This is a genomic window from Pseudomonas sp. FBCC-B1565, assembly GCF_059133265.1.
The window spans coordinates 5,716,244-5,731,245 of sequence record NZ_CP101438.1 but is presented as its reverse complement, the minus strand read 5'-3'; the positions used below and the strand labels follow the sequence as shown (position 1 = coordinate 5,731,245).

General features: G+C 61.5%; 13 protein-coding genes. 6 read left to right on the top strand and 7 right to left on the bottom strand.

Annotated features, from left to right (window positions below):
- Positions 1-111: 111 nt before the first annotated feature.
- Together NL123_RS26565 and NL123_RS26560 are read right to left on the bottom strand one after the other, a co-directional pair.
- A complete protein-coding gene (locus tag NL123_RS26565) occupies positions 112-327 on the bottom strand; it encodes a TIGR02450 family Trp-rich protein (RefSeq protein WP_058423092.1) in 216 nt (71 codons plus the stop codon).
- Complete coding sequence (locus tag NL123_RS26560; RefSeq protein WP_248486045.1) at positions 324-1,310, bottom strand: NAD(P)/FAD-dependent oxidoreductase; 987 nt, start codon at positions 1,308-1,310, stop codon at positions 324-326. The genes NL123_RS26565 and NL123_RS26560 overlap by 4 nt, the downstream gene beginning before the upstream one ends.
- Positions 1,311-1,520: 210 nt before the next feature.
- On the opposite strand from NL123_RS26560, the gene NL123_RS26555 reads away from it, so the two are divergent.
- Entirely contained in the window at positions 1,521-2,420 is a 900-nt protein-coding gene (locus NL123_RS26555) for a TIGR01777 family oxidoreductase (RefSeq protein WP_494356660.1), read from the top strand.
- Positions 2,421-2,434: 14 nt separating this feature from the next.
- The gene (hemH, locus tag NL123_RS26550; protein WP_494356659.1) at positions 2,435-3,460 is read left to right on the top strand and encodes a ferrochelatase; all 1,026 of its coding nucleotides are present in this window, start codon (positions 2,435-2,437) and stop codon (positions 3,458-3,460) included.
- A gap of 60 nt (positions 3,461-3,520) precedes the next feature.
- Here the strand turns inward: hemH and NL123_RS26545 are convergent, their stop codons facing one another.
- Together NL123_RS26545 and algW are read right to left on the bottom strand one after the other, a co-directional pair.
- Positions 3,521-5,617 carry a TonB-dependent siderophore receptor gene (locus NL123_RS26545; RefSeq protein ID WP_494356658.1) on the bottom strand — a complete coding sequence of 699 codons (2,097 nt, stop codon included), beginning with the start codon at positions 5,615-5,617 and terminating at the stop codon, positions 3,521-3,523.
- A 112-nt stretch (positions 5,618-5,729) separates the two neighbouring features.
- Complete coding sequence (algW, locus tag NL123_RS26540) at positions 5,730-6,884, bottom strand: Do family serine endopeptidase AlgW (protein ID WP_248486050.1); 1,155 nt, start codon at positions 6,882-6,884, stop codon at positions 5,730-5,732.
- 101 nt (positions 6,885-6,985) lie between these two features.
- Here algW and NL123_RS26535 point away from each other — a divergent pair, with 101 nt between their 5' ends.
- The 3 genes from NL123_RS26535 (at position 6,986) to cysN (ending at position 10,827) form a co-directional block, all read left to right on the top strand.
- Positions 6,986-7,744, top strand: coding sequence for a Nif3-like dinuclear metal center hexameric protein (locus tag NL123_RS26535; RefSeq protein ID WP_248486052.1), 759 nt, complete (start codon positions 6,986-6,988; stop codon positions 7,742-7,744).
- Between the two features lie 257 nt (positions 7,745-8,001).
- Positions 8,002-8,919, top strand: a complete 918-nt coding sequence (cysD, locus tag NL123_RS26530; protein WP_494356657.1) for a sulfate adenylyltransferase subunit CysD — start codon at positions 8,002-8,004, stop codon at positions 8,917-8,919.
- 9 nt (positions 8,920-8,928) lie between these two features.
- Positions 8,929-10,827 (top strand): sulfate adenylyltransferase subunit CysN, encoded by a 1,899-nt coding sequence (cysN, locus tag NL123_RS26525; RefSeq protein WP_248486054.1) that lies wholly within the window; start codon positions 8,929-8,931, stop codon positions 10,825-10,827.
- A 113-nt stretch (positions 10,828-10,940) separates the two neighbouring features.
- Here the strand turns inward: cysN and yihG are convergent, their stop codons facing one another.
- From yihG to NL123_RS26510, 3 genes are all read right to left on the bottom strand, one after another.
- The gene (gene yihG / locus NL123_RS26520) at positions 10,941-11,840 is read right to left on the bottom strand and encodes a 1-acylglycerol-3-phosphate O-acyltransferase, YihG family (protein ID WP_248486056.1); all 900 of its coding nucleotides are present in this window, start codon (positions 11,838-11,840) and stop codon (positions 10,941-10,943) included.
- Positions 11,841-13,940 carry a phosphate acetyltransferase gene (gene pta, locus NL123_RS26515; protein WP_025856577.1) on the bottom strand — a complete coding sequence of 700 codons (2,100 nt, stop codon included), beginning with the start codon at positions 13,938-13,940 and terminating at the stop codon, positions 11,841-11,843.
- A gap of 79 nt (positions 13,941-14,019) precedes the next feature.
- Entirely contained in the window at positions 14,020-14,310 is a 291-nt protein-coding gene (locus NL123_RS26510; RefSeq protein WP_348984776.1) for a DUF3565 domain-containing protein, read from the bottom strand.
- Between NL123_RS26510 and NL123_RS26505 the strand changes: the two genes are divergently transcribed.
- On the top strand, positions 14,309-14,794 hold the full coding sequence (locus NL123_RS26505; protein ID WP_003188398.1) for an FKBP-type peptidyl-prolyl cis-trans isomerase: 486 nt from the start codon (positions 14,309-14,311) through the stop codon (positions 14,792-14,794). The two genes, NL123_RS26510 and NL123_RS26505, sit on opposite strands and share 2 nt — an antisense overlap.
- Positions 14,795-15,002 lie beyond the last annotated feature (208 nt).

Genomic DNA, 15,002 nt, shown 5'->3' with positions numbered 1-15,002 from the left:
CACGAACCCTCAGCGAGATTCCTGTACAAGATTTAAATCCTGTACAACTAAATCTCATCATAGGTTCGATGCTGTACAAGTCAAATTATTTGTACAAGTTTTGCGAGTGCGCTATTTCCAGCCGATTTTCCAGGCGTCGATATCCTGCAGGGTTTGCCAGGGCAGGCGCTCGCTGCGGTGTGTCATCACGGCCTGCAGTTCAATGTCGAGCACCGTGCCTTCTTCATCACGAAACAGCTCGGTGACCAGAAAGTGTTTTTCTTTGTTGCGAGGGTGGGCTGCTGTCCACTTCGACAGCAGCAATTTGGCGGGATTGATGCGGTTCATTGCAGGTGCTCGATCAAGCGTCGTGCGGCTTCCTGGCCGCTGAGCCAGGCACCTTCCACACGGCCCGACAGGCACCAGTCGCCACACACGTACAGGCCCAGGTCGGCATCGGCCAGCACACCGAATTCGTGGCTGCTGGATGGTCGAGCATAGAGCCAGCGGTGCGCCAGGCTGAATGACGGCGCGGGCATGGCGCTGTGCAGCAGTTCGGCGAAGGCGCCGTGCAGGTGCTCGATCACCGCCTCTTTGGGCAGGTCTAGGTGTGCCTTGCTCCAAGCGCTGGTGGCGTGCAGCACCCAGGTGTCGAGGGTGGTATCGCGCCCAGGTTTGCTGCGGTTGCGCGCTAGCCAGTCGAGGGGGCTGTCTTGCACGAAGCAGCCCTCCATCGGGGTATCCAGGGGTTTATCGAAGGCCAGGGCGATGGCCCAGGTCGGGTCCATTTTCACCCCGGCGGCGGCACTCGCCAGCTTGGGCGCTGCGGCCAGCAAGGCGGTGGCCTGGGGCGCAGGCGTGGCGATGATCACGTGGCTGAAGGGGCCATGGTTTTCGCCGTCCGCGTCCAGCAGGTTCCAGTGGTGTTTGCCCTGGAACACCTCGGTGATGCGGCAACCGAACTCCACCGGCAGGTCGTCGAGCAGGGCGCGGGTGATTGCGCTCATGCGCGGCGTGCCGACCCAGCGGATCTGTTCATCGGGGGAGGGAGTGAGCTGGCCGGACTTGAAGTTGTACAGCTGGGGCTTCCATTGCTCGGCCCAGCCGTGGCTTTGCCAGCGTTGCACTTCGTTGACGAAGCGCCGGTCGCGGGCGGTGAAGTATTGCGCGCCCATGTCCAGGGAGCCGGCATCGCTGCGCTTGCTGGACATGCGCCCGCCACTGCCGCGGCTTTTATCGAAGAGTTGTACAACGTGCCCCGCGTCTCGTAACGCTCGGGCGGCGGAGAGACCGGCGATGCCGGTGCCGATGATCGCGATGGGAACAGTCATGGGAGGCCTCGTTTTACCGTTGGGTACAGACTACGCCGACACCAATAGCTGTACAATATTGTTTTTTGGTATAAGTTTTGGCTTACCTGTTCTTACGGCGTGACCTATGGTTAAAGCAGAGGCTTAATCCAACGTGACGCCCGTTCAAATTGATCCCTGTTTATAAAATAGACCAGTGATGGACGGCGAACGTTACATGAGGGACATCCCATGCACATTTTGCTGACCGGCGGTACTGGCCTGATCGGCCGTCAACTCTGCCAGCACTGGCTTGCCCAGGGCCATCGCCTGACCGTGTGGAGTCGCCACGCGGATCAGGTCGCCAAGGTGTGCGGCGCTCAGGTGTCGGGAGTCAGCCGCCTTGAAGAGGTTATCGGCCCGGTCGACGCGGTCATTAACCTGGCGGGTGCGCCCATCGCCGACCGCCCCTGGACCCACAAGCGCAAGGCGCTGTTGTGGAGCAGCCGAATCAGTCTCACTGAGACCTTGCTGGCGTGGCTTGAAGGCTTGGAGCACAAACCGGCGGTGTTGATTTCCGGTTCGGCAGTGGGCTGGTACGGCGATGGCGGCGAGCGCGAATTGACCGAAGCCAGCGGCCCGGTGCAGGACGATTTCCCCAGCCAGTTGTGCATCGCCTGGGAAGAAACCGCCCAGCGTGCCGAAGCCCTGGGGATGCGTGTGGTGCTGGTACGTACCGGCCTGGTGCTGGCGGCGCAGGGCGGCTTTTTGTCGCGGCTGTTGCTGCCGTTCAAACTGGCGCTGGGCGGGCCTATCGGCAATGGTCGGCAGTGGATGCCGTGGGTGCATATCGAGGATCAAATCGCCCTGATTGATTTTCTTCTGCACCAGGCCGACGCCAGCGGTCCCTATAATGCCTGCGCGCCACACCCGGTGCGCAATCGCGAGTTTGCCAAAACCCTGGGCCAGGTGCTGCACCGCCCGGCGTTCATGCCGATGCCGGCCTTTGCATTGAGGGTGGGCCTGGGCGAGTTGTCCGGCCTGTTGCTGGGCGGGCAGAAGGCGCTGCCCGAGCGCTTGCTGGCTGCCGGTTTCACTTTCCAGTTCACTGAGTTGCGTGCGGCTTTGGATGACTTGTCCAGCCGCCTCTAAAGATAGGATGTTGCATGACGGATCACGCGTTGTTACTGGTCAACCTGGGCTCGCCGGCGTCCACTTCGGTGGCGGATGTGCGCAGCTACCTCAATCAGTTCCTGATGGACCCTTATGTGATCGACCTGCCGTGGCCGGTGCGGCGCTTGCTGGTGTCGCTGATCCTGATCAAGCGCCCCGAGCAGTCGGCGCATGCCTACGCGTCCATCTGGTGGGACGAGGGTTCGCCGCTGGTGGTGCTCAGTCGCCGCCTGCAACAGCAGATGACTTCGCAGTGGACCCAGGGCCCGGTGGAGTTGGCGATGCGTTATGGTGAGCCGTCGATTGAAAGCGTGCTGACCCGTCTCGCCGCCCAAGGCATTCGCAAGGTCACCCTGGCGCCGCTGTATCCGCAGTTTGCCGACAGCACCGTGACCACGGTGATCGAGGAAGCCAAGCGCGTGGTGCGCGACAAAAAGCTCGACGTGCAATTCTCGATCCTGCAACCGTTCTACGATCAGCCCGAATATCTCGACGCCCTGGCTGCCAGCGTAAGGCCGTACGTGGAACAGCATTACGACCACCTGCTGCTGAGTTTCCACGGTTTGCCCGAGCGCCATCTGACCAAGCTCGACCCTACCGGCCAGCACTGCTTCAAGGATGCAGACTGCTGCAAGAATGCGTCCGCCGAGGTGCTCAAGACCTGCTATCGCGCGCAGTGCTTCAGCGTCGCCCGCGACTTTGCCGCACGCCTGGGCTTGCCCGAAGACAAGTGGTCGGTGGCCTTCCAATCGCGCCTGGGCCGCGCCAAGTGGATCGAACCCTACACCGAGGCTCGCCTTGAAGCATTGGCCCAGCAGGGCGTGAAAAAGCTGCTGGTGATGTGCCCGGCGTTCGTCGCCGATTGCATCGAGACGCTGGAAGAAATCGGCGATCGCGGGCTGGAGCAGTTCCGCGAGGCCGGGGGCGAGGAGTTGGTGTTGGTGCCGTGCCTGAATGATGATCCGCAGTGGGCGAAGGCGCTTAATACCCTTTGCGAGCGCGCACCCACGGCGCTGTAACCAAACCAAGTGAAGATCAAAATGTGGGAGGGGACTTGCCCCTCCCACATTTTGGTTGTGTTACAGGTTGAGGGTCAGGCTGACCGTGAGGTTGCGCGGTTCGCCTGGGCTGATCCAGTAGTTGCTGTAGGACCGCTCGTAGTACTTCTCATCAAACAGGTTGTTGAGGTTCAAGCCCACGGTGACGTTGTCGGTGGCCTTGTAATGGGCCAGCAGATCAACCGTGTGGTAGGCCGGCAATTCGAAACTCGTGCCGGCCTCACCGGAGCGATCGCCCACATAGGTGAACGCCGCCCCCAGGTCTGAACCGCGCAACGCGCCATCCTGGAACTCATACACCCCCAACAGGCTGCCGCTGCGCTTGGCCACGCCGAGTATCCGGCTGCCGGCAGGAATGACTTTGTCGCCCTTGGTCACTTCAGCATCAATGTAGGCAAACGCGCCAATCACCCGTACGGCGTCGGTCACTTGCCCGGACAGTTGCAGGTCGAGGCCCTGGCTGCGCGCCTTGCCTACGGCGCGGTTGAGGTTGGTGGCCGGGTCCAGGCTCAGCACGTTTTCCTTTTCTATATGGAAGGCTGCGATCGTAGCGCTGAGGCGCTCGTCGAACAGCTCGCTCTTGATCCCCACTTCATAGCCCACGCCTTCCTCAGGCTTGAAGGACTTGTTGTCGGCGCCCAACCCGCTATTGGGCTTGAACGAAGTAGAGGCGTTGGCGAATACGCCGACTTGCGGCGTGAGCTGATAGAGCAGGCCGGCGCGCTGGGTAAAGGCGTTGTGGGTTTGCTCGGCTTTGGCGTGGTTGCGGGTGAAGTCGTCGATACGCTGCTCGAAATGCTCGAAGCGCGCTCCGACCATGCCGCGCAGGCGGTCGGTGAAGACGATCTGGTCTTGCAGGTTCAGCGCGTGGCTCTTGGTCTGTTCGAAGAAGTCGGTGCCGGAGCGCAGGCCGTTGGGTTTGGCCTGGCCGTAGACCGGGTTGTAGATGTCGATGCTGTAGCGGCTACCGCCAATCGCCGTGACGCGCTCTTTCTTGCGATAGTCCTCGTATTCGGTGCCGATCAGCAGTTCGTGCTGCCAACTGCCGATGTCGAACAGGCCGCGCAGCTCGAGCTGGGTAATGCTGTCGTGCCAGTCCATGGAGCGTTCACGGTAGCGGCGGTCGATGGTGTGACCGTCGGCATTCAGTGCACGGTTTTCCGAGGCGTCGCCCCACAGGCTGCCTTGTTTGTAGTGGCTGGCCAGACGCAGTTTCCAGGCATCGTTGAGGTGATGCTCAAGGGTGGCCTGGAGACGATTGTTGTGGTTGTCGATATCGCCGTCGTTGGGTTCGCCGAGGAAGGTGGAACGAGATACGCCGGGGGCGTCGACGATGCCACGGTCGAAGGTAGAGCTGTGGCGGACGAATTCACTCTCGACGAGCAGACTGGTGTCCGGGTCCAGTTGCCAACTGAACGAAGGCGCGACGAATACCCGCTTGCTCTGCACGTGATCGCGGAAGCTGTGGTTGTCTTCCACCGCCAGGTTGACCCGCGACAGCAGGTTGCCTTCGCCGTCCAGCGGAGTGTTCACGTCCACGGCGGTGCGATAGCGGTCCCAACTGCCGGCGCTGGTCTGCACGGTGGTGAAGGCTTCTGGCTGGGGCTTCTTGGTGACAATGTTCACGGTGCCGCCGGGATCGCCGCGTCCATACAGGCTGGCGGCAGGGCCCTTGAGTACTTCGATGCGCTCGATATTGGCCGCGTCCGGTGTACTCGGGTAGCCACGGTTGGCGCTGAAACCGTCCTGGTAGAACTCGGACGTGGTGAAGCCACGCACGCTGTATTCGTACAGAGTCAGGCCGCCGAAGTTGTTTTGCTTGGACACGCCGCCGGCAAATTCCAGGGCGCGTTCCACGTGGGTACTGCCCAGGTCCTTGAGCACTGTGGCGGGAATTACGCTGATGGATTGCGGGATGTCGCGAATGGCGGTGTCGGTTTTTGTCGCGCTGGCGGAGCGGGTGGCGCGGTAGCCTTTGACCGGGCCGGTGGCGGACTCATAGGCGTCGGTGGTGACGCTGATGGTGTCGAGTTCCAGGGTGTTTTCTTCGGCGAAGGCGGGGTCGAGCAGCAAACCCAAGGCCAGGCCAGCCATGGGGGCGATTCTTCGAGACGGCATGATAGAGCGTTCCAATAGCGATATTGAAACAATATAACATGCCTAATGAGAATGACTTGCTTTGAAATATCAGTTTACAGGTGCCCGGGAAGGGGCACCTGCAAGCGGCGACCTATTCCTCTTCTTTGACCGGCGCAGGCGGCGGACGCAGCCCGATTTCCGCCAGCAACTTGATCTCTTTGCCGTTGCGCATCACCTGGATCGCCACCTTCTCGGTCGGCTTGATCCGCGCCACCTGGTTCATCGACTTGCGGCCATCACCGGCCGGTTCGCCGTTGATGCTGAGGATGACATCCCCCAGTTGCAGGCCGGCTTTCTGCGCCGGGCCATCGCGGAAGATCCCGGCGACCACGATGCCAGGGCGTCCGGTCAAGCCAAATGACTCGGCCAGCTCCTTGGTCAGCGGCTGTACCTCGATCCCCAGCCAGCCGCGAATCACCTGGCCGTGCTCGATGATCGACTTCATCACCTCCATCGCCAGCTTCACCGGGATCGCAAACCCGATGCCCTGGGAGCCGCCGGACTTGGAGAAGATCGCCGTGTTGATGCCCGTCAGGTTGCCATTGGCGTCCACCAATGCACCGCCGGAGTTACCCGGGTTGATCGCCGCGTCGGTCTGGATGAAGTCTTCGTAGCTGTTAAGGCCCAGTTGGTTGCGCCCGGTGGCACTGATAATGCCCATGGTCACGGTCTGGCCCACGCCGAACGGGTTGCCGATGGCCAGCGCCACGTCACCCACACGCAAACCGTCGGAACGGCCGAGGGTGATGGAGGGCAGGCTCTTCAAATCGATCTTCAATACCGCAAGGTCGGTTTCCGGGTCGCTGCCCACCACACGGGCCAGGGTTTCGCGGCCGTCACGCAGGGCCACCACAATCTGGTCGGCGCCGGTGGTCACGTGGTTGTTGGTAAGGATGTAACCTTCGGGGCTCATGATCACCCCGGAGCCCAGGCTGGACTCCATGCGACGCTGTTTTGGCCCGTTGTCACCGAAGTAACGGCGGAACTGCGGGTCTTCAAACAGTGGATGGGCCGGTTTGTTGATGACCTTGGTGGTGTACAGGTTGACCACGGCAGGGGCGGCGATCACCACGGCATCGGCGTAGGTCACCGGGCCTTGCACCACCGAATTGCTTTGCGGCGCCTGTTGCAGGTTCACATCCAGGCTGGGCAGCCCCACCAGCTCGGGGTAACGCTGAATAATCAGCATCGCGATCAGCACGCCAGCCAGCAATGGCCATCCAAAAAAACGCAGCGCCTTGAGCATCAAGTAAGTCCTGACAGGTTGCAGGGGGCGGGAGAGCGCCCATAATGTCGCGCATTATACGAGGCTGTGACGCCTGCGAACCGGATATTTAGGAGTCTTTTATGGCCGTCCCCCTTACCACCCTCGTCGAGGAAGCGGACCGCTACCTCGGCAGCGCAAAAATTGCCGATTACTGCCCCAATGGCCTGCAGGTCGAGGGCCGGCCACAGGTGATGCGCATCGTCAGCGGCGTGACCGCCAGCCAGGCCCTGTTGGACGCGGCCGTCGAAGCCCAGGCGGATCTGGTCCTGGTGCACCACGGTTACTTCTGGAAAGGCGAAAACCCGTGCATCACCGGCATGAAGCAGCGCCGCCTGAAGACGCTGCTCAAGCACGACATCAGCCTGCTGGCCTACCACCTGCCGCTGGACCTGCATCCCGAGGTCGGCAACAACGTGCAGTTGGCCCGTCAACTCGACATCACCGTCGAAGGCCCGCTGGACCCGGGCAATCCCAAAATCGTCGGGCTGGTCGGCTCGCTCGCCGAACCGCTGTCACCTCGCGACTTTGCCCGCCGCGTGCAGGAAGTCATGGGCCGTGAGCCGTTGCTGATCGAAGGCAGCGAGATGATCCGCCGCGTCGGCTGGTGCACCGGCGGTGGTCAGGGCTACATCGACGACGCGATTGCGGCCGGTGTCGACCTGTTCCTCAGCGGCGAAGCCTCCGAGCAGACCTTCCACAGCGCCCGCGAAAACGACATCAGCTTCATCGCCGCCGGTCACCATGCCACTGAGCGCTACGGCGTGCAGGCGCTGGGCGATTACCTGGCGCGGCGCTTCGCGTTGGAGCATTTGTTCATCGACTGCCCCAACCCAATCTAACAAACACCACCGAACAAATGTGGGAGGGGGCTTGCCCCCGATGGCGGTGGATCAGCTACTCATGCAGTGACTGACACATCGCTATCGGGGGCAAGCCCCCTCCCACACTTGACCGCGATTAACCCCAAACTCCGTGGTATATCCATATACCGTTTCGGTCTAGTAGGCCGCCTGAATAGAAGCAGGTGCTGTGCTAGCATGCCCCGCTCGAACACGGCCCGCTGGCCGTCCATAAGATCGTTTTTCCGTGAGTAACCATGGTCGACAAACTGACGCATCTGAAACAGCTGGAGGCGGAAAGCATCCACATCATCCGCGAGGTCGCCGCCGAGTTCGACAACCCGGTGATGCTCTACTCGATCGGTAAAGATTCCGCCGTGATGCTGCACCTGGCACGCAAGGCCTTCTTCCCGGGCAAGCTGCCGTTCCCGGTGATGCACGTCGACACCCGCTGGAAATTCCAGGAGATGTACGCGTTCCGCGACAAGATGGTCGAAGAGCTGGGCCTGGACCTGATCACCCACATCAACCCGGACGGCGTGGCGCAGAACATCAACCCGTTCACCCACGGCAGTGCCAAGCACACCGACATCATGAAGACCGAAGGCCTCAAACAGGCCCTGAACAAGCATGGTTTCGACGCAGCCTTTGGCGGCGCCCGTCGCGATGAAGAGAAATCCCGTGCCAAAGAGCGCGTGTACTCGTTCCGCGACAGCAAGCACCGCTGGGACCCGAAAAACCAGCGCCCCGAGCTGTGGAATGTCTACAACGGCAACGTCAACAAGGGCGAGTCGATCCGCGTGTTCCCGCTGTCCAACTGGACCGAACTGGACATCTGGCAGTACATCTACCTGGAAGGCATCCCGATCGTACCGCTGTACTTCGCCGCCGAGCGTGAAGTGATCGAGAAGAACGGTACGTTGATCATGATCGACGACGACCGCATCCTCGAGCACCTGTCCGACGAAGACAAAGCCCGAATCGTCAAAAAGAAAGTACGTTTCCGTACCCTTGGCTGCTACCCGTTGACTGGCGCGGTGGAGTCCGAAGCCGAGACGCTGACGGACATCATTCAGGAAATGCTCCTGACGCGAACTTCCGAGCGCCAGGGCCGTGTCATCGACCACGATGGCGCAGGCTCGATGGAAGATAAAAAACGTCAAGGTTATTTCTAAGGGGCTGTCATGTCGCATCAATCTGATTTGATCAGCGAGGACATCCTCGCCTACCTGGGCCAGCACGAGCGCAAGGAAATGTTGCGCTTCCTGACCTGTGGCAACGTCGACGACGGCAAGAGCACCCTGATCGGGCGCCTGCTGCACGACTCCAAGATGATCTACGAAGATCACCTGGAAGCCATCACCCGCGATTCGAAGAAGTCCGGCACCACCGGTGACGACATCGACCTGGCCTTGCTGGTCGACGGCCTGCAGGCCGAGCGGGAGCAAGGCATCACCATCGATGTCGCCTATCGCTACTTCTCCACCGCCAAGCGCAAGTTCATTATCGCCGACACCCCCGGCCATGAGCAGTACACCCGCAACATGGCCACCGGTGCGTCCACCTGTGACCTGGCGATCATCCTGATCGACGCGCGCTACGGCGTGCAGACCCAGACCCGTCGCCACAGCTTCATCGCCTCGTTGCTGGGCATCAAGCACATCGTGGTGGCCGTCAACAAGATGGACATCAATGGCTTTGACCAAAGCGTATTCGAGCAGATCAAGGCCGATTACCTGAAGTTCGCCGACGGTATCGCCTTCAAGCCGAGCACCCTGGCCTTCGTGCCGATGTCGGCGCTCAAGGGCGACAACGTGGTGAACAAGAGCGAGCGTTCGCCCTGGTACACCGGCCAGTCGCTGATGGAGATCCTCGAAACCGTCGAGATCGCCAACGACCGCAATTACACCGACCTGCGCTTCCCAGTGCAGTACGTCAATCGTCCGAACCTGAATTTCCGTGGGTTCGCCGGCACCCTGGCCAGCGGCATCGTGCACAAGGGCGACGAAGTTGTGGTGCTGCCGTCGGGCAAGAGCAGCCGCGTCAAATCCATTGTCACCTTCGAAGGTGAGCTGGAGCACGCCGGCCCTGGTCAAGCGGTGACGCTGACCATGGAAGACGAGATCGATATCTCCCGTGGCGACCTGCTGGTGCATGCCGACAACGTGCCGCAAGTGACTGACGCCTTCGACGCCATGCTGGTGTGGATGGCCGAAGAGCCGATGCTGCCGGGCAAGAAATACGACATCAAGCGCGCCACCAGCTACGTGCCGGGTTCCATCACCAGCATCGTGCACCGTGTGGACGTGAACACCCTGGCCGAAGGCCCGGCGAGCGCGCTGCAACTGAACGAGATCGGTCGGGTCAAGGTCAGCCTCGACGCCGCCATCGCGCTGGACGGTTACGACAGCAACCGCACCACCGGTGCGTTTATCGTCATCGACCGTTTGACCAATGGCACAGTAGCCGCAGGCATGATCATCGCCCCGCCGGTCGGTCACGGCAGTGCGGCGCAGCACGGCAAGTTGGCCCATGTGGCCACCGAAGAGCGTGCACTGCGCTTCGGCCAGCAACCGGCCACCGTGTTGTTCAGCGGCCTGTCCGGCGCTGGCAAGAGCACCCTGGCCTATGCGGTCGAGCGCAAGCTGTTCGACATGGGCCGTGCGGTATTTGTGCTGGATGGCCAGAACCTGCGCCATGACCTGAACAAGGGCTTGCCGCAGGACCGTGCCGGTCGCACCGAGAACTGGCGTCGTGCCGCGCATGTGGCGCGTCAGTTCAACGAAGCCGGCCTGCTGACCCTGGCCGCGTTCGTTGCGCCGGATGCCGAAGGCCGTGAACAGGCCAAGGCGTTGATTGGCGGCGACCGTCTGCTGACCGTCTACGTGCAGGCGTCGCCGTTGGTGTGCGCCGAGCGCGATCCGCAAGGCCTGTACGCGGCCGGTGGGGATAACATCCCGGGCGAATCCTTCCCGTACGACGTGCCGTTGAATGCCGATCTGGTGATCGACACCCAGGCCCTGTCACTGGAAGAAAGCGTCAAGCAAGTGCTGGAGTTGCTGCGTCAGCGCGGCGCGATCTAAAGCCTGTCGCAATCAAATGTTGGAGGGGGCTTGCCCCCGATAGCGGAGTGTCAGTCAGTACATCTGTTACTGACCCAACGCCATCGGGGGCAAGCCCCCTCCCACATTCTTGATCATTGTTTACCTGGGAATTCTCTGTGCAGCTGCTCCAGTAGCTGATCCTTCTGTTCCCAGAGCTGGTTGATCCAGCCCTGGAACGCCAACCGATATTCCCCATCCTGCTCATAATTCTTGCCAATGAATTCGGCCGGGATCTGCACCTCTTCAAACTGCACCACCACGTCCCGCACATTCCCGCACAGCAAATCCCAATAACCTGGGCGCCCAGCCGGGTAGTGAATGGTCACGTTCACCAGTGACTTCAACTGCTCCCCCATGGCATCCAGCACAAACGCAATCCCGCCAGCCTTGGGCTTGAGCAGGTAACGGAAGGGGGACTTTTGCTGCGCATGCTTGCCTGGGGTAAACCGCGTGCCCTCGGCAAAGTTGAAAATACCCACCGGGTTGTCGCGAAACTTCGCGCAGGTCTTGCGAGTGGTTTCCAGGTCCTTGCCTTTCTTTTCCGGGTGTTTCTCCAGGTAGGCCTTGGTGTAGCGTTTCATGAACGGAAAGCCCAGCGCCCACCACGCCAGGCCAATCACCGGCACCCAGATCAGCTCCTGCTTGAGAAAGAACTTCAGTGGGCGAATCCGGCGGTTCAGCACGTATTGCAGCACCATGATGTCGACCCAGCTCTGGTGGTTGCTGGTGACCAGGTACGAGTGCTGGTAGTCCAGCCCTTCCAGCCCGGTGAGGTGCCAGCGGGTGCGTCGCACCAGGTTCATCCAGCCCTTGTTGTTGGTCACCCATGCCTCATGGGTGTGGTTCATCAGCCATTCGCTGAAACGCTTGGCAAACGGCAGGGCCTTGAACAACGCCACGATAAACAGGAACGAACACAACAGGATCGTGTTCAGCGCCAACAACAGCGATGCAATCACCCCGCGCACGGCGGCAGGTAGAAAATCCAGCATTTAGATATCCATAGGTCGGTTGGCGGCTTGGATCGCAGTGAGCGCGATGGTGTACACGATGTCGTCCACCTGGGCGCCGCGCGGCAGGTCGTTGACCGGTTTGCGCAGGCCCTGGAGCATCGGCCCCAGGCTCACGCAATCGGCACTGCGCTGCACGGCCTTGTGCGTGGTGTTGCCGGTGTTCAGGTCGGGGAACACAAACACTGTGGCCTTGCCGGCGACCTGGCTGTTGGGGGCCAATTGCCGGGCCACGTTTTCGTTGGCGGCGGCGTCGTATTGCAGTGGGCCGTCGATCAGCAGCGAGCTTTGCTGTTCGTGGGCGAGCAGGGTGGCTTCGCGGACTTTCTCCACTTCTTCGCCGCTGGCCGAATCGCCGCTGGAATAGCTGATCATCGCCACGCGCGGGGTGATGCCGAACGCGGCTGCCGAGTCGGCGCTTTGCAGGGCAATCTCTGCCAGTTCGGCGGCGCTCGGGTGCGGGTTCATCACGCAGTCGCCGTACACTAGCACCTGCTCGGGGAACAGCATGAAGAACACCGACGACACCAGGGTGCAGCCCGGCGCCGTTTTAATCAGCTGCAGGGCAGGGCGGATGGTGTTGGCGGTGGAGTGAATGACGCCGGAGACCAGGCCGTCCACCTCATCCAGTGCGAGCATCATGGTGGCGATCACCACGGTGTCTTCCAGTTGCTGCTCAGCCATCGGCGCGTTGAGGCTTTTGCTCTTGCGCAGCGCCACCATCGGCTCGACGTAGCGCTGGCGGATCAGGTCCGGGTCGAGAATCTCCAGGCCTTCAGGCAGTTCGATACCCTGGGCGCGGGCGACTGCTTCCACATCCGCCGGCTTGGCCAGCAGCACGCAACGGGCAATGCCGCGCGCCTGGCAGATCGCGGCGGCTTGCACGGTCAGCGGCTCGCTGCCTTCGGGCAACACGATGCGCTTGTTGGCGGCCTGGGCGCGCTGGATCAGTTGGTAGCGGAACACCGCCGGCGACAGACGCATTTCCCGTGGTGTGCCGCAACGTTGGTGCAGCCAGCGCGCATCGAGGTGGCTGGCGACGAAATCGGTGATGATTTCCGCACGCTCGCGGTCATCAATCGGGATTTCCTTGTTGAGGCTGTTGAGCTGGTTGGCGGTGTCGTAGGAACCGGTGCTCACCGACAGCACCGGCAGCCCGGCCTGGAACGCGCCACGGCACAACTCCATGATGCGCGGGTCGGGCAGGGTGTCGCTGGTCAGCAGCAGGCCGGCCAGCGGCACGCCGTTGATCGCGGCCAGGCTGACGGCGAGGATGATGTCGTCGCGGTCGCCGGGCGTCACCACCAGCACGCCGGGCTTGAGCAGCTCCACGGTGTTGCGCATGGTGCGCGCGCAAATGATGATCTTGGTCATGCGCCGGGTTTCGTAGTCGCCGGCGTTGAGGATCTGCGCGCCCATCAGGTCGGCCACGTCGCGGGTACGCGGTGCGTTGAGTTCCGGTTGATAGGGAATGCAGCCGAGCAAGCGGAAATCACCGCTGCGCAACAGCGGCGAATGTTCCTTGAGGCGTGCCGAGAAGGCTTCCATGCTTTCGTCGGTGCGCACCTTGTTGAGGATCACGCCGAGCACTTTGGGGTCTTTCGGGCCGCCGAACAGTTGGGCCTGCAGCTCAACACGCCCGGAGAGTTCGGTGAGCACTTCGTTTTCTGGTGCGGACACCAGGATCACTTCCGCATCCAGGCTCTTGGCCAGGTGCAGGTTGACCCGCGCCGCATAGCTGGCGCTGCGGGTGGGCACCATGCCTTCGACGATCAATACGTCCTTGCCCACCGCGGCTTGCTGGTACAGCGTGATGATTTCTTCGAGCAACTCGTCGAGTTGGCCGTCGCCGAGCATGCGCTCTACGTGGGCCAGGCCCAGAGGCTGTGGCGGCTTGAGGCCGTGGGTGCGCGCCACCAGCTCGGTGGAGCGCTCGGGGCCGGTGTCGCCGGGGTGCGGCTGGGCAATCGGCTTGAAAAAGCCGACTTTCAGCCCGGCTCGCTCAAGGGTACGCACCAGCCCAAGGCTGATGGAGGTCAGACCCACACCAAAATCGGTGGGCGCGATAAAAAAAGTCTGCATGCGGATTCTCTGGAGGTGCATGGCTTGGGTGACGCTCTATGGCTGAGCGTCTACCGCGAATCAGGCGCCAAGGTTATCGTTAATCGCGCTCCTGCGCACACCAGCCGCAGGCAAAGGGCTGGCCTAATTTTTCAATACGTTGCGCGGGGTCCAGCACCCAGGCGCGTGACTGCCAGGGTGGCTGGTGGCGCAGGTGCTGGGTGTGGCCGCAGGACAGCTCGGCGACCCAGTGCTGGTCGTCGTCCTGGTGGAACCCGATGATGAAGGATGCCGTTGATCGGTCCCGTCTGTCCGGGTTCTGTTCGCTTTCGGGCAAATCCTTGTTTAGACTTGTCCGTTCTTCATTCTTATGCAAAAGGTCTCGCCCCATGACGATCGCCGCTAACAAGGCTGTCTCCATCGACTATACCCTGACCAACGACGCTGGTGAGGTCATCGACAGCTCAGCCGGCGGCGCGCCGCTGGTCTACCTGCAAGGCGCAGGTAACATCATCCCAGGCTTGGAAAAAGCCCTGGAAGGCAAGAATGTCGGTGATGAGCTGACCGTTGCCGTAGAACCTGAAGATGCCTACGGCGAGTACTCGGCCGAACTGGTCAGCACCCTGAGCCGCAGCATGTTCGAAGGCGTTGACGAGCTGGAAGTCGGCATGCAGTTCCACGCCTCCGCACCGGACGGCCAAATGCAGATCGTCACCATCCGTGACCTGGACGGCGACGACGTCACCGTCGACGGCAACCACCCGCTGGCTGGCCAGCGCCTGAACTTCCAAGTGAAGATCGTTGCCATCCGCGACGCTTCCCAGGAAGAAGTGGCCCACGGCCACGTTCACGGTGAAGGCGGTCACCACCATTGATTGTGGTTTGATCAATCGGTAGCAAAAACGCCCCGACTGGTTCGGGGCGTTTTTTTGTGCCTGAAAAAATGTGGGAGGGGGCTTGCCCCCGATTGCAGTATGTCAGTCAGTACATTCTTTACTGACCCACCGTCATCGGGGGCAAGCCCCCTCCCACAACAAAAATGCCCCGGACCTTTCGGTACGGGGCATTTCTTAACTGTTTCGC